General features: G+C 63.8%; 20 protein-coding genes. 11 read left to right on the top strand and 9 right to left on the bottom strand.

Annotated elements, in window-relative coordinates:
- Positions 1-3: 3 nt before the first annotated feature.
- Positions 4-642 (bottom strand): carbonic anhydrase, encoded by a 639-nt coding sequence (locus DM806_RS13075; RefSeq protein ID WP_179043620.1) that lies wholly within the window; start codon positions 640-642, stop codon positions 4-6.
- Between the two features lie 9 nt (positions 643-651).
- On the opposite strand from DM806_RS13075, the gene lipA reads away from it, so the two are divergent.
- Positions 652-1,665: a lipoyl synthase gene (lipA, locus tag DM806_RS13070; protein ID WP_179043619.1), complete on the top strand. Its 1,014-nt coding sequence runs from the start codon at positions 652-654 to the stop codon at positions 1,663-1,665.
- 7 nt (positions 1,666-1,672) lie between these two features.
- Positions 1,673-2,143 carry a type II toxin-antitoxin system RatA family toxin gene (locus tag DM806_RS13065; protein WP_179043618.1) on the top strand — a complete coding sequence of 157 codons (471 nt, stop codon included), beginning with the start codon at positions 1,673-1,675 and terminating at the stop codon, positions 2,141-2,143.
- Here the strand turns inward: DM806_RS13065 and DM806_RS13060 are convergent.
- Entirely contained in the window at positions 2,095-2,607 is a 513-nt protein-coding gene (locus tag DM806_RS13060; RefSeq protein ID WP_179043617.1) for a CinA family protein, read from the bottom strand. The genes DM806_RS13065 and DM806_RS13060 overlap by 49 nt on opposite strands.
- A 4-nt stretch (positions 2,608-2,611) precedes the next feature.
- On the bottom strand, positions 2,612-3,796 hold the full coding sequence (locus tag DM806_RS13055) for a bifunctional 2-C-methyl-D-erythritol 4-phosphate cytidylyltransferase/2-C-methyl-D-erythritol 2,4-cyclodiphosphate synthase (RefSeq protein WP_179043616.1): 1,185 nt from the start codon (positions 3,794-3,796) through the stop codon (positions 2,612-2,614).
- A 105-nt stretch (positions 3,797-3,901) separates the two neighbouring features.
- Here DM806_RS13055 and dusB point away from each other — a divergent pair, with 105 nt between their 5' ends.
- The 8 genes from dusB to DM806_RS13015 all read left to right on the top strand — a co-directional run bounded on the left by dusB (position 3,902) and on the right by DM806_RS13015 (position 14,319).
- On the top strand, positions 3,902-4,924 hold the full coding sequence (dusB, locus tag DM806_RS13050) for a tRNA dihydrouridine synthase DusB (RefSeq protein WP_179043615.1): 1,023 nt from the start codon (positions 3,902-3,904) through the stop codon (positions 4,922-4,924).
- Complete coding sequence (locus tag DM806_RS13045) at positions 4,921-6,030, top strand: two-component system sensor histidine kinase NtrB (RefSeq protein WP_179043614.1); 1,110 nt, start codon at positions 4,921-4,923, stop codon at positions 6,028-6,030. Before dusB ends, DM806_RS13045 begins: the two co-directional genes overlap by 4 nt.
- Positions 6,030-7,472, top strand: a complete 1,443-nt coding sequence (gene ntrC / locus DM806_RS13040) for a nitrogen regulation protein NR(I) (protein ID WP_179043781.1) — start codon at positions 6,030-6,032, stop codon at positions 7,470-7,472. The genes DM806_RS13045 and ntrC overlap by 1 nt, the downstream gene beginning before the upstream one ends.
- Positions 7,473-7,583: 111 nt before the next feature.
- On the top strand, positions 7,584-9,839 hold the full coding sequence (locus DM806_RS13035) for a sensor histidine kinase (protein ID WP_179043613.1): 2,256 nt from the start codon (positions 7,584-7,586) through the stop codon (positions 9,837-9,839).
- Positions 9,829-11,199: a nitrogen assimilation response regulator NtrX gene (ntrX, locus tag DM806_RS13030; RefSeq protein WP_179043612.1), complete on the top strand. Its 1,371-nt coding sequence runs from the start codon at positions 9,829-9,831 to the stop codon at positions 11,197-11,199. The genes DM806_RS13035 and ntrX overlap by 11 nt, the downstream gene beginning before the upstream one ends.
- A gap of 161 nt (positions 11,200-11,360) precedes the next feature.
- Entirely contained in the window at positions 11,361-11,855 is a 495-nt protein-coding gene (gene hfq, locus DM806_RS13025; protein ID WP_179043780.1) for an RNA chaperone Hfq, read from the top strand.
- A gap of 65 nt (positions 11,856-11,920) precedes the next feature.
- Positions 11,921-13,255: a GTPase HflX gene (hflX, locus tag DM806_RS13020; RefSeq protein ID WP_179043611.1), complete on the top strand. Its 1,335-nt coding sequence runs from the start codon at positions 11,921-11,923 to the stop codon at positions 13,253-13,255.
- A 50-nt stretch (positions 13,256-13,305) separates the two neighbouring features.
- Entirely contained in the window at positions 13,306-14,319 is a 1,014-nt protein-coding gene (locus DM806_RS13015) for a 2-hydroxyacid dehydrogenase (protein ID WP_179043610.1), read from the top strand.
- A 67-nt stretch (positions 14,320-14,386) separates the two neighbouring features.
- Here the strand turns inward: DM806_RS13015 and mazG are convergent, their stop codons facing one another.
- Complete coding sequence (gene mazG, locus DM806_RS13010) at positions 14,387-15,166, bottom strand: nucleoside triphosphate pyrophosphohydrolase (RefSeq protein ID WP_179043609.1); 780 nt, start codon at positions 15,164-15,166, stop codon at positions 14,387-14,389.
- A 140-nt stretch (positions 15,167-15,306) separates the two neighbouring features.
- Between mazG and DM806_RS13005 the strand changes: the two genes are divergently transcribed.
- The gene (locus tag DM806_RS13005) at positions 15,307-16,269 is read left to right on the top strand and encodes a DUF1028 domain-containing protein (RefSeq protein ID WP_179043608.1); all 963 of its coding nucleotides are present in this window, start codon (positions 15,307-15,309) and stop codon (positions 16,267-16,269) included.
- A 127-nt stretch (positions 16,270-16,396) separates the two neighbouring features.
- Here DM806_RS13005 and DM806_RS13000 read toward each other — a convergent pair whose 3' ends face one another.
- From DM806_RS13000 to metG, 5 genes are read right to left on the bottom strand one after another with little or no spacing between them, the layout of a single operon-like run.
- Complete coding sequence (locus tag DM806_RS13000; protein ID WP_179043607.1) at positions 16,397-17,698, bottom strand: MFS transporter; 1,302 nt, start codon at positions 17,696-17,698, stop codon at positions 16,397-16,399.
- A complete protein-coding gene (locus DM806_RS12995) occupies positions 17,695-18,324 on the bottom strand; it encodes a retropepsin-like aspartic protease family protein (protein WP_179043606.1) in 630 nt (209 codons plus the stop codon). Before DM806_RS12995 ends, DM806_RS13000 begins: the two co-directional genes overlap by 4 nt.
- A complete protein-coding gene (locus DM806_RS12990) occupies positions 18,324-19,115 on the bottom strand; it encodes an MBL fold metallo-hydrolase (protein ID WP_179043605.1) in 792 nt (263 codons plus the stop codon). Before DM806_RS12990 ends, DM806_RS12995 begins: the two co-directional genes overlap by 1 nt.
- Entirely contained in the window at positions 19,112-19,885 is a 774-nt protein-coding gene (locus tag DM806_RS12985; RefSeq protein WP_179043604.1) for a TatD family hydrolase, read from the bottom strand. The genes DM806_RS12990 and DM806_RS12985 overlap by 4 nt, the downstream gene beginning before the upstream one ends.
- Positions 19,886-19,889: 4 nt before the next feature.
- The gene (gene metG / locus DM806_RS12980; protein ID WP_179043603.1) at positions 19,890-21,452 is read right to left on the bottom strand and encodes a methionine--tRNA ligase; all 1,563 of its coding nucleotides are present in this window, start codon (positions 21,450-21,452) and stop codon (positions 19,890-19,892) included.
- Positions 21,453-21,469 lie beyond the last annotated feature (17 nt).

Below are 21,469 nucleotides of genomic sequence, written 5' to 3'. Positions count from 1 at the left end.
GTATCAGGCGGGCGAGAAGGCGCCCGTTTCCTCGTCCAGAACATGGAGCTGCCCGTCGGCGATCGCGAAGAAGCTGCCGACCAGCTTCAGTTCGCCGCTCTTTTCCTTGGAACGGACGCAGGGGAAGCTGCGCAGGTTGGCGAGGCTGACCTTGACGCCTTCCTGCTCCATGGCGCGCTCCACATCACGGTCGCGCTGATCGCCATAACGCTCGACCACGACCTCGCGCGCACCGTCCAGCAGTTCGATCCAGTTATGGATGAAGCCGCCTTCGCCCGGAGGCGCGTCCTTCAGATCCTGGCTGAGCGCCGCCTTGCAACCACCGCATTTGCCATGGCCCATGACGACGATCTCGCCGACCTTGAGCACCTGCACGGCGAACTCCAGCGCAGCCGACACGCCGTGCCAGCCGGGATTGGTTTCGAACGGCGGGACGAGGGCGGCTACATTGCGCACGACGAAAATCTCGCCGGGGCTGGTGTCGAAAATCTGGGTCGGATCGACTCGGCTGTCCGAGCAGGCGATCACCATCACCTTCGGACTTTGCCCTTCGTTGAGTTCGTCCCATCGCTCCCGCTGCTGGCTCCACCCGGTGTTGCGGAAGCGGCGATAGCCCTGAAGCATGTCGGCAAAGTCGGTCATGGGCGGGAGATGTGCCGCACAAAGTCAGGACTGGCAAGTCTCCCCAAGCATCGCTATCTGGGGCGCATGAACGACATCAGCCCGATCCCCACGCCCGAAAAGCCTGCCAATGGCGCAGAACGTGCGCGCAAGCCCGACTGGATTCGCGTCAAGGCGCCGACCAGCCCGGCCTATCACGAGACGCGCAAGCTGATGCGGGACAAGGGACTCAATACGGTGTGCGAGGAAGCGGCCTGTCCGAATATCGGCGAGTGCTGGACCAAGAAGCATGCCACGGTGATGATCCTGGGCGATGTCTGCACCCGCGCCTGCGCCTTCTGCAACGTCAAGACCGGCATGCCGCGCAAGGTCGATCCCAATGAGCCGCAGAATCTGGCTGATGCCTGCGCGGAAATGGGGCTGGAGCATATCGTCATCACCTCGGTCGACCGCGACGACCTGCCCGATGGCGGCGCGACTCAGTTCGTGAAGGTGATCGAGGCGCTGCGCCGCACGACGCCAAACACGACAATCGAGATATTGACGCCGGACTTCCGCAACAAGCACGAACGCGCGGTCGAGATGATCGTCGCCGCCCGCCCGGACGTCTACAACCATAATCTGGAAACCGTTCCGCGCCTGTACCCCACCATCCGGCCCGGCGCGCGCTATTATGCGTCGCTGCGTCTGCTCGAGTCGGTGAAGAAGCTCGATCCGTCGATCTTCACCAAGTCGGGCATCATGCTGGGCCTGGGCGAGGAGCGTCTGGAGGTCCACCAGGTGATGGACGACATGCGGTCGGCCGACATCGACTTCCTGACCATGGGCCAATATCTCCAGCCCACGCCCAAGCACGCCAAGGTGATGGAATTCGTCACCCCGGCGGCGTTCAACGCCTATGCGGCGATCGCGCGGGCCAAGGGCTTCCTGCAGGTGGCGTCCAGCCCGCTGACGCGCTCCAGCTATCATGCCGGCAAGGATTTCGCCGAGATGAAGGCCGCGCGCGAAGCGAAGCTGGCCAAGGCGGCGATCGCGAAGGCCTGAACTTTCGATGCCCAAGCATAATGAGACGCGCCAGCTTCCCTACACGCCGACGCAGATGTTCGACCTGGTGTCGAACGTCGCGGCCTATCCCGAATTCCTGCCATGGGTGAGCGCGATCCGCGTACGATCCGACAACGAGTCGGAAATGGTCGCGGACATGATCGTCGGCTTCAAGGGGATCAAGGAAAGCTTCACGTCGCGCGTGCACAAGCATCGCCCGGACCATGTCCGCGTCGACTATCTCGATGGTCCGCTCAAGCATCTCCACAATGAGTGGAACTTCCGCGATGACGGGCAGGGCGGGGTGCTGGTCGATTTCGAGGTGGAGTTCGAGTTCAAGAACCGGCTGTTCGAAATGCTGGCCGGCCAGTTCTTCGACAAGGCGCTGCGCAAGATGATCGGCGCGTTCGAGACGCGCGCGGCAGAGCTTTACGCGCCTTCGGGCAGCAGCAGTTCGAGCGCGCACAGCGCCGCCTGAAGGCGGACGCCGCCGCGGCCATTATCCGCGAAATGATGCATGTCGGCTACGACCTTGTCGGGGCTGGCGCCGCGTTCGGCGCGGGCGAAGACGACCGTGCCGACCGGCTTCTGCTCGCTGCCGCCGCCCGGCCCCGCGATGCCGGTGATGGCGACCGCGACATGGGCATGGCTCTTGTTCAGCGCGCCCTGCGCCATGGCCCAGGCCGTGGCGATGGACACGGCGCCGAACGTGTCCAGCACGTCATGCGAAACCTTCAGAAGTTCCGCCTTCATATCATTGGAATAAGTAATGAAACCGGCTTCGAACACGTCGGAGGAGCCGGCTATCTCGGTGAGCGCGGCGGAGACGAGGCCCCCGGTGCAGCTTTCCGCGACCGCAACCGTGCGCCCGGCGCGACGGTTGGCGATGATGACCTTTTCGGCGAGTTCGACCAGTTGGGCCGGGAGGACGGTATCGGGCATAAAATCAGGATAGCGCGGGGAGGGACAGGGTGGCAACCGCCTGTGCGGCAATGCCTTCGCGGCGGCCGGCGAAACCGAGGCGCTCGGTCGTGGTCGCCTTGACACTGACCCGGTCGAGCGGGACGGCCAGTATCCCGGCGATCCGGGCGCGCATGGCATCGCGATGCGGGCCGATCTTGGGGGCTTCGCAGATGATAGTCAGGTCGACATGCTCGATCAGGCCGTCGCGCGCCGTCACCCGATCGCGCGCATAGGCGAGGAAACGGTCGGACGAGGCGCCGCGCCATTGCGGATCGGATGGCGGGAAATGGCTGCCTATGTCGCCTTCGGCCAGCGCGCCGAGCATCGCATCGACGATCGCATGGAGCGCCACGTCGGCGTCGCTATGGCCGGCAAGCCCGCGATCATGCGGGACCAGCACGCCGCCCAGCCAGAGTTCCTCATTCGGCGCAAGACGATGGACGTCATAGCCCATGCCGACGCGCATGGTGCGCGGCGTCGCCACTTGCGCTTCGGCGCGGGCGAAATCCTGCTTGTAAGTCAATTTCTCAAGCCTTTCATCGCCTTGCACCAGTATGACGTCATGGCCCCAGCCCTTGAGGATCTGGGCATCGTCGGTGGCTTCCTGCGCGTCATCCCAGGCGCGATGGGCCGCCAATATGGTATCGAAGCGAAAGGCCTGCGGCGTCTGGACGCGATACAGGTGGGCGCGATCGACGTTATCGCCCATCGCGCCGTCCACGCCGCGCACCAGCGTATCGGCGACGGGCAGGGTGGGAATGGAGCCATGGCATTGCTCCAGCGCACCCAGCAAGCGGTCGATCACCGCGCCGGGCAGGAAAGGGCGGGCGGCGTCATGGATCAGTATGATGTCCGCGCCACCGGCGGCGGCGATCGCCTCCAGCCCTGCGCGGACCGAACCGCGCCGACTGTCCGCGCCGGTGACGAAGGAGGCTATGGCGCGCGAGCCGAGCAGGGCGCGGGCCGTGTCTTCCTGTCCGTCGCCCAGAACGACATGAATGGCGTCTATCCCGTCATGGGCGGCCAATGCGTCATGGGCGTGGGCGAGAACCGCCTTGCCCGCTATCGGCCTGAATTGCTTGGGATTGTCGCCACCCGCCCGGCTTCCCTGGCCGGCGGCCACGAGCAGGGCGACGGTCTTGCTGCTTGCTGTCATGGCAGCGCGCATAGCGGCAGAAGGGGCGGACTGAAAGGGCGGGCGCGCTCTGCTTGCCGTTTCCGGCGAATTCCGCTAAGGGCTGCCTGTTTTTTAGGCAGTTTTCCAAATCAGGTTATGCGCAAACTTTCTCCCATTTCCATCGGTCTCGTGACCATCGACATGCCGGTCGTGCTGGCGCCGATGACCGGCGTCACCGACATGCCGTTCCGCACCTTGGTCCGCCGCTACGGATCGGGCCTCAATGTGACGGAGATGATCGCGTCGGCGGCAATGATTCGGGAAACGCGCCAGTCCTTGCAGAAGGCCGCCTGGCATCCGCTGGAAGAGCCGGTGTCGATGCAGCTTGCCGGCTGCTCGCCGACGGAAATGGCCGAGGCCGCCAAGCTGAACGCCGATCGCGGCGCGGCGATCATCGACATCAACATGGGGTGCCCGGTAAAGAAGGTCGTCAATGGCGACGCAGGCAGCGCGCTGATGCGCGACCTGCCGCTGGCCGCCTCGCTCATCAAGGCGACGGTCGAGGCGGTCGATGTGCCGGTGACGGTCAAGATGCGCATGGGCTGGGACCATTCGAGCCTCAATGCCCCCGAACTCGCCCATATCGCCGAGGATCTGGGCGCTAAGCTTATCACGGTCCATGGCCGCACCCGTTGCCAGATGTACAAGGGCAGCGCCGACTGGGCGTTTGTTCGTTCGGTCAAGGACGCCGTGAAACTGCCGGTTATCGTCAATGGTGATATCTGTTCGATCGAGGATGCCGATACCGCGCTGGCGCAGAGCGGTGCGGATGGCGTGATGATCGGGCGCGGCGCCTATGGTCGGCCTTGGCTGATCGGTCAGGTCATGGCCTGGCTGACCGACGGGACGCGCGTCGCTGACCCTTCGCTCGAAGAACAATATTGTGTCATTATAGAGCATTATCATGCAATGCTCGACCATTATGATAACTATACGGGTGTCAACATGGCCCGCAAGCATATCGGCTGGTATACCAAGGGGCTGCCCGGCTCGGCCGAATTCCGCCATGCCGTGAACCAGCAGCCGGACGCGAAGACGGTGCTGGACATGCTCGCCCGTTTCTACGAGCCGCTGATCGCCAGCGGCGCCGATCCGGCGGAGCTGCGCAGGGCCGCATGAACGGCACGCTGACGTCCGTTCCGCCGCTTCGGGTGCAGCAGGACGGACCATCGCTGGGCGAACAGATGACGGCCCTGCCGGTCGCGACTCTGGTCGTGAAGCCGGACAACAGCATCGCCGACGCCAATGTCCGGGCCGAAACCCTGCTCAACATGGCGCGTTCGGCGATTATCGGCAGTGACATCGCGCGCACCATCCGCATTGCCGAAGCGGGCGCGCGCTTCGATATCTGGCACAGCAACAAGCCGATCGCGGCCTATGACATCAAGGTTCATGCCGGTCGCACCGCCGAGATGGAGGTCGACCTGATGATCGCGCCGATCGTCGATCATGAGGGCTGGCGGGTCGTGTCGCTCCATGCCCAGAGCCAGGCGCGCAAGATCGGGCATCGCGGTTCCGCGGGCGGCGCGCGGTCCGCCATGGGCGCGGCGGCGATCCTTGCGCATGAGATCAAGAACCCGTTGTCGGGCATCCGCGGGGCAGCGCAATTGCTGGAATCCAGCCATGGCGGGCGGGATGCGGCGCTGACCCAGTTGATCTGTAACGAGGTGGACCGGATCGCGGCGCTGATCGACCGGATGCAGGATTTTACCACCGATCGGACGCTGGAATGCCATGCCGGCAACATCTATCCGCTGATCGACCGGGCGGCGGGGATCGCGGCGGCGGGTTTTGCAAAACATATAAAGATCATAAAGCATTATGATCCATCCTTGCCATTTGCCAACATCAATGACGATGCGCTGGTGCAGGTGATGATCAACCTGCTCAAAAATGCTGCAGAGGCGCTGGAATATGTCGCCAAGCCGCGCATCCGGGTAGAGACGGCCTTCCGCCACGGTGTTTCGGTGGTGGTCGGCGACGGCAAGGGCAGCGCGGTGCTGCCGATCGAAATCCTCGTCATCGACAATGGACCCGGCGTGCCCGAACATATTCTCGACCATCTGTTCAATCCCTTCATCACCGGCAAGCGGGACGGGCAGGGGCTTGGCCTGGCGCTGGTGGACAAGCTGGTCCGCGACATGAGCGGCTTCGTCCAATATTCGCGGGACGTGGAAGCGGGCGAGTCGACCTTCCGTATCCTGCTGCCGATGAGCATGGCGTGATGGCGGCAACCGGCACCGTCCTGGTGGTCGACGACGATCCCGCCATCTGCGTGGTGGTCGGTGAAGCGCTGCGACGGCAGGGGCACAAGGTCAAGACCGCCGCCTCGATCCGCGAGCGCACCGCGCTGATGGAAAGTTTCGCGCCCGATGTGCTGATCACTGACGTCATGCTGCCGGACGGCGACGGACTGGACGGCGTGGCCGACATTCTGGCGACGCGGCCGGACCTCAACATCATCATCCTGTCGGCGCAGAATACGCTGAACACGGCGATCCGCGCCACCGAGAAGGGCGCGTTCGAATATTTGCCAAAGCCCTTCGACCTCAACGAACTGACCCGCGCGGTCGCCGATGCGCTCGGTACGCGGGACAGTGCGGAGGAAACCGAGGAAGCGGGCCTTCCGCATGACGGGCTGCCGCTGGTCGGCCGCTCGCCGGCGATGCAGGAAGTCTATCGGACCATCGCCCGCGTCCTGTCCAACGATCTGTCCATCCTGGTGCTGGGCGAGTCGGGCACCGGCAAGGAACTGGTGGCGGAGGCGATCCACAGTCTGGGCCAGCGGCGCACCAAGCCCTTCGTGCCGATCAACATGGCCGCCATTCCGCGCGAACTGATCGAGGCAGAACTGTTTGGTTATGAGAAGGGCGCCTTCACCGGCGCCCATGCGCGGACGGCCGGCAAGTTCGAGCAGGCGCAGGGCGGGACGCTGTTCCTCGACGAGATTGGCGACATGCCGATGGAGGCGCAGACGCGGCTGCTGCGCGTGCTCCAGTCGGGCGAGGTGACGACGGTCGGCGGATCGAAGCCGGTGCGGGTCAATGTCCGCATCATCGCGGCGACCAACAAGGATCTGCCGCAGCTGATCGACGAAGGTCGCTTCCGTCAGGATCTCTATTATCGCCTGAATGTCGTGCCGATCGCCCTGCCGGCGCTGCGCGAACGGCGTGAGGATGTGATCCTGCTCGCCCGCCATTTCATGGAGCGGGCGGCGCAGGAAGGCTTGCCGCGCAAGACGCTGTCGGACGACGCGGCGCAGTTGCTGATGGCATGGCACTGGCCCGGCAATGTGCGCGAACTGCAGAATATGATGCAGCGCCTGTCGGTCCTCAGCCGCGAAAATGTCATCACCGCCGAGATTTTGCGGAATATGCTGCCGATGGACGCCGTCCCCGCCGACTACGTCGCGCCCTCCGACCATCTGGTCCATGCCGTGCGCGATTGGGCCAAGCGGCAGTTGGGGGTGGGCATCGGCCAGCCTCAGCGTAGCCTGCATGACGACCTGCTGGCGGTGATCGAGCCGATATTGCTGGAGGAAGTTCTGTCCAGCGTCGATGGCAATCAGATTCGCGCCGCGTCGCTGCTTGGCATCAATCGCAATACGCTGCGCAAGAAGCTGACCGATTACGGCCTGGATCCGCTTCAGTTGCGGCTGGGCGATTAACGAAATTTCAGTGGCATATCAGGACGAACCGACGGTCTGCGTCGACCAGCGACATGCATTGTTCCAAATACTGTGTTTGAACGGGCACGGGCTTGTTGTAACAAAGCCACTATGAACGACGCGACCACCCTTCGCAGGCGGGCCTCCGCATGGCGGAGGCATTTGCCGCCATTCCTGCGCAAGGGACGTCTGGCTGCGCTGGTGGAAGGCGTGACGCTGGCCCTTTTCCTGGGCATGGCAGGGCTGACCTATCATCTTCTGTCGGGCAGCCGCGACTCATACACATTGCTGACCCCGCCGATCGTCGCCCTGCTGCTGGTGGCGAATCTGGTTCCTGCCATCGCCCTTCTCATGTTGCTGGGCCGACGGGTGGCCAAGCGCCGCGCCGCCCAGTCCGCGATCGGCAGTGACGGCCAGTTGCACGTTCGCCTGGTGGCGATGTTCTCGATCGTCGCCAGCGTGCCGATGCTGCTGGTCGTGATCTTCGCGTCGCTACTGTTCCAATATGGCGTGCAATTCTGGTTCTCGGACAGCGCCCGCGGCATGCTGCAAAATGCGAGCGACCTGGCGCGCGGCTATTATGAGCAGAATCTGCGTGAAGTGCGCGACGAGACGGTGACGATGGCAGGCGATCTGCGCGATTATCTGAACCAGTCGGAAGTCTCCAGCCCGCGCTTTGCCGAAGGCTATATCTATCAGGTCGTCACCCGGAAGCTGAACCGGTCCGCGATCATCGAGGTGGGCAAGGACGGCATTGCCCGGACGGCGGCCACCGTCGACCCGGAAAACCGGCCAGCGTCGGAAATGCTCTCGGCGCAGGTGGTGAAGCGGCTGGCGGCAGGCGAGGATATCGTGGTGCAGGCCCGGCCCAATCAGGTCGAGGCGGTGACGCTGCTCTACCCCAATTCGAAAATCTATCTCTACGCCACCCGCAATGCCGGCACCTCCTCCTTCAGTAATGTGACGCAGGCGCAGAAGGTGCTGGCCGACTATGACCTCTTCTCGGCCCAGTCCCGCGCGCTCCAGTTGCGGTTCAACATCGCCCTGTTTGTGGGATCGTTGTTGCTGGTCGGCATCGCCGTCTATATCGCGCTGGCCGTGGCCGACTGGATGGTGCGGCCGGTCAATGAACTGGTGACGGCGGCTCGGCGGATCACCGCCGGCGACCTGTCGGCGCGTGTCACCAGCCCGCAGAGCCGGGACGAGATCGGCACGCTGGCGGCGGCCTTCAACCGCATGACCCAGCGGCTGGAGGCGCAGACCGGTGCGCTGGTGGCGGCGAACAGCCAGCTGGACGAACGCCGCGCCTTTATCGAGGCGATCCTGTCGGGCGTCAGCGCGGGCGTGCTGTCGGTCGATCTGGAAGGCGAAATCCTGCTGCTTAACAGTTCGGCCGCCGCGATTTTGGTCGAGGAGGGCGATGATCCGGTCGGCCGGCCGCTGGGGGAAGTGTCGCCCGAACTGGCCGAATTTGTGGAGTCGGATGAAGATGCGGGGATCGTGCAGGTGCGGGCGCATGGCGACCTGCGCACGCTGGCGGTCAAGCTGTCGCAGGATGCGTCGCGCCATATCCTGACCTTCGACGACATCACCCAGCAATTGTCCGACCAGCGTCGCGCCGCCTGGTCCGACGTGGCGCGCCGGATCGCGCATGAGATCAAGAACCCGCTGACGCCCATTCAGCTTGCAGCCGAACGCCTCCAGCGCCGTTATGCCGACGAAGTGACCAGCGACAAGGCGACATTCACGCGCCTGACCGGCACGATCGTGCGCCAGGTGGGCGACCTGCGCCGCATCGTCGATGAATTTTCCTCCTTTGCGCGCATGCCCAAACCCGTGTTCCGGCGTGAGGCGATCGGCGACATCGCCCGCCATGCGCTGTTCCTGCATGAGGTGGCGCATCCCGATATCCGGTTCGAATATGCCGCTGACGACGACGCCATGGAACTGGTCTGCGACCGGCGGCAACTCGGTCAGGCATTGACGAATATTGTCAAAAATGCGGTCGAAGCCATTGAACCGAAATCGGTTCCGGCTGAAGGAGGGCCGCGCGGCCATGTCCGTATGCAGCTGATGCAGGATGGCGACGACCTGCTGATCCGCGTGCGGGACGATGGCATCGGCCTGCCGCCCGAGCGCGAGCGGATATTGGAACCTTATATGACGACGCGGTCCAAGGGGACGGGTCTTGGCCTCGCCATCGTCAAGAAGATTGTCGAGGAGCATCTGGGGGAGATCCGCTTCGACGATGCCGAAGGGGGCGGTGCGTGCGTGACATTGCGGTTCGCCGCGGGTGCGCTGGAAAAACTGGAAGATGGACAGGTCGTAGCCCTGCCTAAAGGAAAAGTGACGGCCAATGGCGCTTGATATTCTGATTGTGGACGATGAAGAGGATATTCGCGATCTGGTCGCGGGTGTTCTGGAAGACGAAGGCTTCACCACCCGCACCGCCGCCCACAGCGACAGCGCGATCGACGCGCTCGATTCGCGCCGCCCCTCGCTCGTGCTGCTCGATGTCTGGCTGCAGGGATCGCGCATGGACGGTCTGGAACTGCTGGACGAGATCAAGCGTCGTGATCCCAGCATCCCCGTGCTGATGATCTCCGGCCATGGCAATATCGATACGGCCGTGGCGGCGATCCGCAAGGGCGCGGCGGACTTCATCGAAAAGCCGTTCGAGGCGGACCGGCTGCTCCATCTGGTGGCGCGGGCGACCGAAACCGAAAGACTGCGGCGGGAAAACCAGGTTCTGCGCGCTCGCTTCGGGCAGGATGATGAACTGACCGGCACGTCTGCCGCGATCAACGGCGTGCGCGCCACGATCAAGAAGGTCGCGGGCACAGGGAGCCGGGTGCTGATCTCCGGCCCGGCGGGCGTCGGCAAGGAAGTCGCCGCGCGCATGCTGCACAGCTGGAGCGGGCGGGCCGATTCGCCCTTCATCATCGTCGCCGCCGCCCGGATGGATCCCGATCGCGTCGAAGAGGAACTGTTCGGTCTGGAAGATCAGAGCGGCATGGTCCGCCCCGGTTTTCTGGAGCAGTCGCACGGCGGAACGCTGTATCTGGACGAGATTGCCGACATGCCGCTGACGACGCAGGGCAAGATCCTGCGCGTCCTCACCGACCAGAGCTTCACCCGCGTGGGTGGTCAGCGGCAGGTGAAGGTCGATGTGCGGGTCATTTCCTCGACCGCGCGCGATCTGGCGAACGAGATCGAGGAGCGGCGTTTCCGGGAAGATCTTTTCTACCGGCTCAACGTCGTGCCCCTGGCCATTCCGCCGCTGTCGGAGCGGCGCGATGATATTCCGCCCCTGGTGGAACATTATCTGGCGCGCTTCGCCGCCGACCGGCGCGTGCCGCCGCCCGACATTGCGAGCGACGCCATGGCGGCGCTCCAGGCCAATGAATGGCCGGGCAATGTGCGGCAACTGCGCAACGTCATCGAGCGGACTATGATCCTGGCACCGGGCGACCGGATCGGCCGCATCGAACTCGACATGCTGCCATCGGAACTGACGAGCGGCGGCGGCGGCGAGGGGATCGGCCAGTCCGCGATCATGGGCGCACCGCTGCGTGAGGCCAGGGAAAGTTTCGAGCGCGAATATCTGCGTATCCAGATCCGCCGCTTCTCCGGCAATATCTCGCGGACGGCGACCTTCATCGGCATGGAACGATCGGCGCTGCACCGCAAATTGAAGCTGCTCGGTATCACCGAGGGTAAGGAATAGGACGTTCTTGGCCAATGCGTTGCGGAATTTGGCCGAAGCGCATCTCGACCATGGACGCCTCTTCGCATTTGCGGTAGAACTGCGCCGTCCCCCGGTGCGCGGGGGCAGCAAGACACTCTGCTTAGGGTGCGAGAGCGGGTAACGTCCCGCCAAGAAAAGGACTGGCAAAGACCATGGCCGATAAAGTGAATAATCTTCAGGATATTTTCCTGAACAGCCTGCGCAAGAGCAAGACCCCAGTGACCATGTTCCTGGTCAAGGGCGTCAAGTTGCAGGGCATCATCACCTGGTTCGACAATTTCTCCGTGCTGCTGCGCCGTGATGGCCAGTCGCAGCTGGTGTACAAGCATGCCATTTCGACGGTGATGCCGGCCCAGTCGATGGATCTGACCGACCTGCGCAAGTCGGGCGACGGCAATGGCAAGGCGAAGCTGCTTCAGGAAATCTTCCTGTCCGCGGTTCGCAAGTCGGGCAGCCCGGTCACGATGTTCCTGGTGAACGGCGTCATGCTTCAGGGTGAAATCGCCGCCTTCGACCTCTTCTGCATGCTGCTCGAACGCGACGGCATGGTGCAGCTCGTCTACAAGCACGCCATCTCGACGGTCCAGCCGCTCCACGCGCTCGACCTGACCGGCGAAAACGAGCAGGACGATTGATCCTTCACGCCACGTGCCGGTTCCGTTGCAGTGGACCGGCACGCGGCGAGATGCTTTAAGCCGACATGGCCATATTCAACCGCGACTCCGATGATGAAGTGGCGCGCGGGGCGCGCGCCGTCGTCGTTCATGCCGAAACCCATGGTGCAGACCGCCGCGACAGCGATGCGCGGCTGGAAGAGGCACGCGGGTTGGCGCTCGCCATCGGCATCGATGTGCGCGCGGCGCAGGCCTTTCGCGTGCGCGACCGCAAGCCCGCGACCCTGTTCGGCAGCGGGCAGGTCGACCAGATCGCAACCCTCGTCAAACAGGAAGAGGCCGAACTGGTCATCGTCGACAACAGCCTGTCGCCGGTCCAGCAGAGCAATCTGGAGAAGGCGTGTGAGGCCAAGGTCATCGACCGGACCGGCCTGATTCTGGAAATCTTCGGCGAGCGGGCGGCGACCAATGAAGGCCGCCTTCAGGTCGAGCTGGCGCATCTGGACTATCAGGCCGGGCGACTGGTGCGCAGCTGGACCCACCTTGAGCGGCAGCGCGGCGGCTTCGGCTTCCTGGGCGGTCCCGGTGAAACCCAGATCGAGGCGGACCGTCGTATGATCCGCGATCGCATGGCGAAGATCCGCCGCGAGCTGGATCAGGTGACGCGCACCCGCGGCCTGCACCGCGCCCGGCGCCAGCGCGCGCCCTGGCCGGTAATCGCGTTGGTGGGCTATACCAATGCCGGCAAGTCCACACTGTTCAACCGCCTGACCGGCGCGACCGTCATGGCGGAGGATCTGCTCTTCGCGACGCTCGATCCCACCATGCGCCAGATCGTGCTGCCCGGACTGGACAAGGCGATCCTGTCGGATACGGTCGGCTTCGTGTCCGACCTGCCGACGCAACTGATCGCCGCCTTCCGCGCGACGCTGGAAGAGGTGCTGTCGGCCGACCTCATCGTCCATGTCCGCGATATCGCCCATCCCGATACTGAAGCGCAGCGCGACGACGTGCTGGACGTGCTCGGCGAACTGGGCGTTGCGGGAGAAGCGGCGCTCGACCGGGGGGAAGGCGATCCGGAACCGCCGCCGATCATCGAGGCGTGGAACAAGCTCGACCTGCTGGGCGAGGAGGACGCGGCGCTGGTTCGGGAGCAGGCTGCGCGCCGCGACGATGTGGTGATCCTGTCCGCCTTGACGGGCGAGGGCGTGGAAGGATTGCAGCGGGCGGTCAGCGACCGCATGACCCGTGGCGCCAAAATCTACGGCCTGCGCGTGCCGGTGTCGGATGGCGCGGCAATCGCCTGGCTGCACGAGCATGGCGAGGTGCTTGCAACCATGGTGGAGGGCGAAGAGACGCGCGTCGAGGTACGCCTTTCCGACGCGGCCTTTGCGCGCTTCACCAAGCGCGGCGGGAACTGACGGCGATAGCATATTGGCTAGTTTCTCTACCGATCCATGGGAGCCTCGCCATGAAAGTCGCTGTTTTCAGTACGCATCCCTTTGACCGTCGCTTCTTCGATGCCGCCAATGAAGCGGCGGGCGGCGTGCATGAACTGACCTATCTGGAAACGCGCCTCGATGGCCGGTCGGCGCCGCTGGCGGCGGGGCATGAGGCGATCTGCGCCTTCGTCAATGATCGGCTCGACCGCGCGACGCTGGAAATACTGGCCGGGCAGGGCGTGCGTCTGGTGGCGCTGCGCAGCGCGGGGTTCAACCATGTTGATCTGGCCGCCGCAGCCGACCTTGATATCAGCGTCGGACGCGTCCCCGCCTATTCCCCCGATGCCATTGCCGAACATACGGTGGCGATGATCCTGACCCTCAACCGCAAGATCCACAAGGCCTATGCCCGTGTTCGCGAAGGCAATTTCGCGCTGGATGGTCTGCTCGGTTTCGATCTGCGCGGGCGGACGGTCGGCATCGTCGGCACCGGCAAGATCGGCCTCAATGTCGCGCGCATCATGCGCGGCTTCGACTGCAGGGTGATCGCGTATGATCCCTTTCCCGACGAAGCGGGACTGGCCGCTGTCGGCGGGCGCTATGTGGGTTGGCCAGAACTGCTGGAGCAATCGGATATCATTTCGCTCCATTGTCCGCTCACGCCCGACACCCGCCATCTGGTCGATGCAAAGGCCATTGCCCGCATGAAGCCGGAGGTGATGCTCATCAACACCAGTCGCGGCGCAGTGGTCGACACGCGCGCGCTGATCGAGGGGCTGAAAAGCGGCCGCATCGGCTATGTCGGGCTTGACGTCTATGAAGAGGAGGAAGGGCTTTTCTTCGCCGACCTGTCGGATCAGCCGATCCAGGACGATGTCTTCGCCCGGCTGCTGACCTTCCCCAATGTCCTCATCACCGGGCATCAGGCCTTCTTCACGCGCGAGGCTTTGGCGGCGATCGCAGAAACGACGATCGCCAATATCTCGGCCTTCGAGGCGACCGGCGCACCGCTCCATCCCGTTTCCACGCAACGGGCGGATTGATGTGCTGCCGGGGGCGGACCGTCGCCGGCACGGCACGATTATCGGATGACTGAGCGAAGGCGCCCGATCATGCCCCTCTTTCCCGCTGCTTCGCCTGCTGCCACAGCAATTCCTTTTCCTCGAGCGAAAGGGCAGGGAAGCCGTTCCCGGCCAGATCTTCCATGGTTCGAAACCGACGATCGAACTTGGCGCTCGCCTTGCGCAGCGCAACTTCCGGGTCGACCCTGAGATGGCGTGCGAGGTTGACCACCACAAAGAGCAGGTCGCCGACTTCTTCCTCGCGTGCGTCCTGATCCTGCGCGTCCTGCACCTCGGCCAGTTCCTCGGCGATCTTGTCGAAGACACCCACTGTGTCGGGCCAGTCGAAGCCGACCCGCGCCGCCCGATTCTGCAGTTTCTCCGCGCGCAACAGCGCGGGCAGGGCGATCGCAACCCCGGCCAGCGCGCTGGGGTCCGGCTCCTTTTCGGCGCGCTCGGCCGCCTTGATGACCTCCCACTGGGCATGGCCATCCTCCCGCCGTGCGCCCTCGCCGAACACATGGGGATGGCGGCGGATCATCTTCCGGGTGATGCCGTCGATCACATCCTGCAGGGCGAAATGACCGGCTTGTTCCGCCATGCGGCTGTGGAACGCGACTTGAAGCAGCAGGTCGCCCAGTTCGTCGCGAAGCCCCGCCATATCGTTCCGCTCGATCGCGTCGGCCACCTCATAGGCTTCCTCGATCGTATAGGGGGCGATCGAGGCGAAATCCTGTTCAATATCCCACGGGCAGCCCGTATCCGGGTCGCGCAACCGCGCCATGACGTTGGCAAGCGGCATGATGTCGGCGGGGCTGGCTTTGGGCATGGGAACCTTCACATGATGGACGGACCGCCAAGCGGATAGGCGCTGGGCAAGGGCAAGGCCAGCCTGAATGACGATAGGGGCTTTTCCGTGCGAGGACAGGCCATAAGGTGGCGGCGCAGGGAATCGGGAAGGGGGACGATATGAAGCCGTGGATCGGGGCTGTCTGGGTGGCGGCGATGGCGATGCCGACGCAGGCTCTCGCGACTTTCTCTATCATCGCCTGCGATGCGGAACAGTCGTGCGGCGCGGCGGTCGCCACGAACAATCTGGCGGTCGGTGCCAGCGTCATCGATGCGCAGGCGGGCGTCGGAGCGATAGCCAGCCAGTTCGAAACCAACCCCGGCCATGCGACAGAGGCGTTTCGGCAGTTGAAGGACGGACGATCGGCGGACGATGCGCTGAAGGCGGTGCTCGCCGCGGATGGAAATTTCGAGGATCAGGACATAGGCTATCGGCAGGTTGGTCTGGTCGCTGCCCGCGGCCGAGGCGCCGCCTATAGCGGTGTCATGGCGCAGCAGGCTGCATGGGCCGGCGTCCTGACGGGGGATGGTTATAGCATCCAGGGAAACGGTCTGGCGGGCGCGCAGGTGCTGACGGCCATGCGGGATCGCTTCCTGACCGGCAAGGGGCCGCTTGCGGACCGGTTGATGGCGGCCATTGAGGCTGGCGAGGCTGCAGGCGGCCAGACCAGCGGTCGCCTGTCCGCCGCGCTGCTGGTCCGCACGGTCGAAGGTGGTTGGCAGGATATCGATCTGCGTGTCGATGCATCCGCGACGCCGCTGGCCGATCTTCGGCAATTATTCGGGATGCAACGCGCCAATGAGGCGCTTGGCCAGGCCGAACGGGCATGGCGCCAGGGGGACAAGGCAAAAGCCGGGCAGCAGATGGCGAAAGCTGCCGAACTCGCGCCGCACTGGGACCGCATATGGCGACGTATTGCCCGGTTGAGCCTGACCATGGGCGACCTGTCGCAAGCGCGGACGGCGTTTGGAACCTTCGCCGGCCTGAACCCCGCATGGGCGCAGATCGAACGAAGCGATGCCTTTTATGCGCCGATCATTGCGATGGAGTCCGGTTCGCCGCCGCCGGGGGTGTCCAGATAAGCAGCGATCATCCGCCAATTGAAATGATCGATAATATATATTATGTTAAATCCACCCATCATCCCAACCGCGCATCAAACCCCGATGGGATTGTCCAGATCGCTGTCGGTTTCACAGCCGCGCGCCTTCAATCCTCGCGGATCAGGCTGTGCTGCGCCGTGTCGCGCATCTTCACATACACGATCAGCGAGATCGCGATCATCACCGTCACATAGATATAGAAAGCCTGCTCGATCCCGGCCTGCTTGAACCAGAGCGCGACAAATTCCGCTGTCCCGCCGAACAAGGTATTGGCGAGCGCATAAGGCAGCGCCACGCCCAGCGCGCGGATATGCGCCGGAAACAGTTCGGCCTTCACCACGGCGTTGATCGACGTGTAGCCGGTCACGATCACCAGGCCCACCATCACCAGCAATCCGGCGACCAGCGGATCCTTGGTGGTTGCGAGCGTCGCGAAGATCGGATAGGTGCAGAACATACCTAGAACGCCGAAGCCGACCATAAGCTGCTTGCGCCCAATCCGGTCGGACAACGCACCTGCGACGGGCTGCAACAGCATGAACAGGAACAACGTTACGGCATTGATCTGCGACGCGGTTTCCCGGCTGAGGCCGCTCGTATTGACCAGGAATTTCTGCATGTAGATGCTGTAGGCATAGAAGGCGATCGTGCCGCCGGCCGTCAGCAGCATCACTGTCAGTGTTTCGCGCGGATGATTGGTAATCAGTTCGACGAAACCGGATTTGGGCGCGCCCTGCGCCTTGGCCACGGCAAAGCTCTGCGTCTCGGCAAGGCCGCGCCGCAGCCAGAAGACGATGACCGCCAGTGCGCCACCGATGAAGAAGGGAATACGCCAGCCCCAGGCATCAAGTTGCGCCTCGGTGAGCGTCGCCTGAAGCAGCAGCAGGACGCATATCGCGACAAGCTGCCCCGCAATCAGCGTGACATATTGGAAGCTGGAGTAGAAGCCGCGCCGGCTCTTGCCCGCCATTTCCGAAAGATAGGTGGCGCTCGCGCCATATTCGCCGCCGATCGACAGCCCCTGCATCAGCCGCGCCAGCACCAGCAGCAGCGGCGCCGCGACTCCGATCGTCTCATAGCCGGGCGTGATCCCGATCAGCAGCGACCCGGCGCACATCAGCGCTACCGACAGGGTCAGGCCGCTCTTTCGACCATGGCGGTCGGCATAGACGCCCATCAGCCAGGCACCGATCGGCCGCATCAGGAAGCCCACCGCGAAGATGCCCGCCGCGCTCAACAATTGCGCCGTGCGGTCTTCGCTCGGGAAGAAATGGGGCGCGAAATAGAGGGTGAAGGCGGCATAGGCATACCAGTCATACCATTCGACCAGATTGCCGGTGGACCCACCGATGATCGCCTTGAGCCGCTGCGCCTGCGTCGGGGCACCCTGTCCTGCCGGTGACGTCATGGCGCCAGCACCATCTCGGCATTCTGCACGCCCCAGCTTTTCAGGCGGGACAACATGTTCATGCCGATCACATTGACCTCACCAAATGCTGGTGAGACGACGACCGGCAGGTCGCTGGCCCGGATCGGTCCGATCGCGAGCGTCGAGATGCTGGAGCGCCGTGCCTCGACCTTGCCATTGGCGGTCGACATGATGACGCCCGGCGAGCCGATGTCATAGTTCAGGCCGGCGGCGCGCGCGGTGGTTTCGGACAGAGCCGTGAAGGTCGCGCCGCTGTCGATCAGGAAACGCGCGGGCGTGCCGTTGATCGTGCCTTCCACCCAATAATGTCCGTCGGGCGCGACCGGGATACGCAGCGCCTGTCCTTCGGTCCGCGCGGCCGGGAGCGAGGACGGCGCTTCGTCGGGGGCTGCGACACCCCCCTGCTCCGCCCAGCGACCGGTCAGATACCCCTCGTTCTGCGCGAATTTGAAGATGCCCAGCAGCCCGGCGAAGATCGCGACCCAGAGCAACGCCATCCGCAATATAGCGCCCCAGGCCAGACGCCGGCCAATCAGTGAGGAGGCGACCAGCATGATCGCGAGCACATACCAGATGGTGGATGCCGTCTGATCCGTGCCGTCCATCAAACCCCCTGCTCGCTTGTGCCCAATTCCACTATCATACCGTCATAGCCCGGCTCCACGCCCTTGGGGAGGGTGCGGAGCAAGGTCGCATAATCCATGCTCTGGTCCATGTGCGTCAGGATCGCACGGCCCGGCAAGGCGGCGGCGATCGCCTCCAGCGTCAGCGCCAGGTGCGGATGGGTCGGATGCGGCTTTTCCCGCAAGGCATCGACAACCCAGATGTCCAGGCCATGATATAGCGCCAGCATGTCCGGCGTCATGGCATGAAAATCAGTCGCATAGCCGACATTATGACCATCATGGCTGAAGCGGAAGCCCGTGGACCAGATATCGCCATGGGGCTGATCCACGCAGGCGATATCGATGTCGCCGATCCGCAGCCCATCGGGCAGGACATGCGCGTCGATCGTCGGATGATAGCCGTTCGCGCCCTCGAACGCATAGGTGAAACGCCGCTGGAGCAGCTTCAGCGTCTGCGCGCGCGCATAACCGGGCACTGGCGTACGGCGATGATGAAAGAGCTGCCGCACATCGTCGATGCCGTGGCTGTGATCGGCATGGTCATGGGTCCACAGGATGGCGTCGATCTGGATGACATCCGCCGCCAGCAATTGCGCGCGCAGGTCGGGCGACGTGTCGATCAATATGCGGGTGGTCGGGCTTTCGATCAGGATCGAGACGCGGGTGCGCCGGTTCCTCGGTTCGGTCGGGTCGCAGTCGCCCCAGTCATTGCCGATCCTGGGCACACCCGAAGAGGTGCCGCTGCCCAAGATCGTGAGTTTCAGGCTCATGCGACCTTGGAAAAGAGCGTGCGGAAATTGGCGGATGTCGCAGCCGCCAGCTGTTCGACGCTTTCCCCCCGCAGGCTGGCGAGGAATTTGGCGGTGTCGGCGACATAAGCCGGCTCGCACGGCTTGCCGCGATGCGGCGCCGGCGCGAGGAAGGGCGAGTCGGTTTCCACCAATAATCGGTCGAGCGGCAGGCGCGCTGCCGTCTCCTGCAAATCCCTGGCGCTCTTGAAGGTCACGATGCCGGAAATGCTGATGTAGAAGCCCAATTCCATCGCCGCATCGGCGAAGGCGCCGCTGGCGGTGAAGCAATGGATGACGCCGCCATAGGCGCCCTTCCCCATCTCGTCGCGCATGATTGCCAGCGTGTCTTCCTCTGCATCGCGAGTGTGGACGATCAGCGGCAGGCCGGTTTCGCGGCAAGCGGCGATGTGAGAACGGAAGCTTTTCTGCTGCCGATCGCGGTCGCTATGGTCGTAATAATAATCGAGGCCGGTTTCGCCGATGCCGACGACGCGCGGGTGCGCGGCGCGCTCGACCAGCTTGGCCGTGTCGACATGGGGATGCTCGTCGGCCTCATGCGGGTGGATGCCGACCGTCGCCCAGACATCCGGTTCGCGGACGGCAGTGTCGAGCACGGCGTCCCATTCGCTTTCGCGCGTCGCGATATTTAGCATCAGGCCGACGCCGGCGGCCCGCGATCGTTCAAGTATATTGGCCTGATCCTCGATCAGGCCTTTGTAATTCAAATGACAATGGCTGTCGATCAGCATGGCGTCAGGCCTCTGCTTCCGGCATTTCCAGACGCGGGAAGAGCGGCCTGGGCGGGCTGAGCGTGAAACCGGAGGCGCGCAGGGCGACGTAGAAATCACTGCCGATGACAGCATAGCCGCGCTGTTCCACGCCAAGGCCCATCTGATCGAGCAACGCCGTCGCACTCGCCGGGATGATCGGCTGGATCATGATCGCGAGGCTGGCGATCGCTTCGTAGAGAGTTGCCAGCACGGCTTCCATCCGCGCCGGATCGGTCTTGCGCAAGGCCCAGGGCGCCTGCGCATCGATATAGGCATTGCAGGCGAAGACCGCCCGCATCCACGCCTCGATCGCGGCCGAAGGGGCGAGATCGGCCATCGCGGTTTGGAAGGTCTGGGCGGCTTCGGCAATGGTCTTGAGCAGATCAGTGTCGACATCCTGCGGCGCCGGTTCGGGCAGTCGGCCTTCCAGATTCTTGGCGATGAAGCTCAGCGTCCGCTGCGCCAGATTGCCGAAGCTGTTGGCCAAGTCGCTGTTGGACCGGGCGACGATCGCCTCTGCGCTATAGCTGCCGTCATTGCCGAAGGTCACTTCGGACAGCAGGAAATAGCGTAACTGGTCGACGCCGAATTTCTCGGCCAGTTCCATCGGGTCGGCAACATTGCCCAGCGACTTGGACATTTTCTCGCCGCGATTGAGCAGGAAGCCGTGGCCGAAGACCTGCCTGGGCAGGGGCAGCTTTGCGCTCATCAGGAAAGCCGGCCAGTAAACTGTATGAAAACGCACGATATCCTTACCGATGATGTGCGTGATGTCGCCGCCCTCGGCCCAATAGCGGGCCAGCCGATCGGCATCGTCGGGATAGCCGCAGCCGGTGAGATAATTGGTGAGCGCGTCGACCCACACATACATGACATGGCCTTCCGATCCCGGCACCTTCACGCCCCAGTCGAAGCTGGTGCGCGAGACACTGAGGTCACTCAGGCCGCCCTCGACGAAGCGCATGATCTCGTTGCGTCGGCTGTCGGGCTGGATGAAGTCGGGCTGGCTGTTGTAGAGGTCCAGCAGCCGGTCTTGATAAGCTGACAGCCGGAAGAACCAGCTTTCCTCGACGGTCCATTCGACCGGCGTACCCTGCGGCGAGAGCTTTATGCCCCCTTCCCCTTCGGTGATTTCCTTCTCGTCGTAAAAGGCCTCGTCGCGGACCGAATACCAGCCTTCATAGCGGCCAAGATAGAGGTCGCCATTGGCCTCCATCGCCTGCCAGATGGCTTGGCTGGCACGATGATGATCCGGTTCGCTGGTGCGGATGAAACGATCATAGCTGACATTCAGATTGTCGTTCATATCCTTGAAATAGGATGACATTTCGTCCGCCAATTCGCGCGGTTCGATACCGCGGCCGCGCGCCGTTTGGGCCATCTTCAAGCCATGTTCGTCGGTGCCGGTCTGGAAGAAGACATCGCGGCCCATCATGCGCTGGAAACGGGCGACCGCGTCGGTGGCGATCACCTCATAGGCGTGGCCGATATGCGGACGGCCGTTGGGATAGGAAATGGCGGTGGTGATGGTGAAGGGCTTGGACATGGCGCCATCCCTAGCGC

It is taken from the genome of Sphingobium lactosutens (assembly GCF_013393185.1).
Classification (GTDB): Bacteria; Pseudomonadota; Alphaproteobacteria; order Sphingomonadales; family Sphingomonadaceae; genus Sphingobium; species Sphingobium lactosutens_A.
Note: the sequence above shows the minus strand (reverse complement) of the source record. Positions and strands in the feature narration are given on the sequence as shown.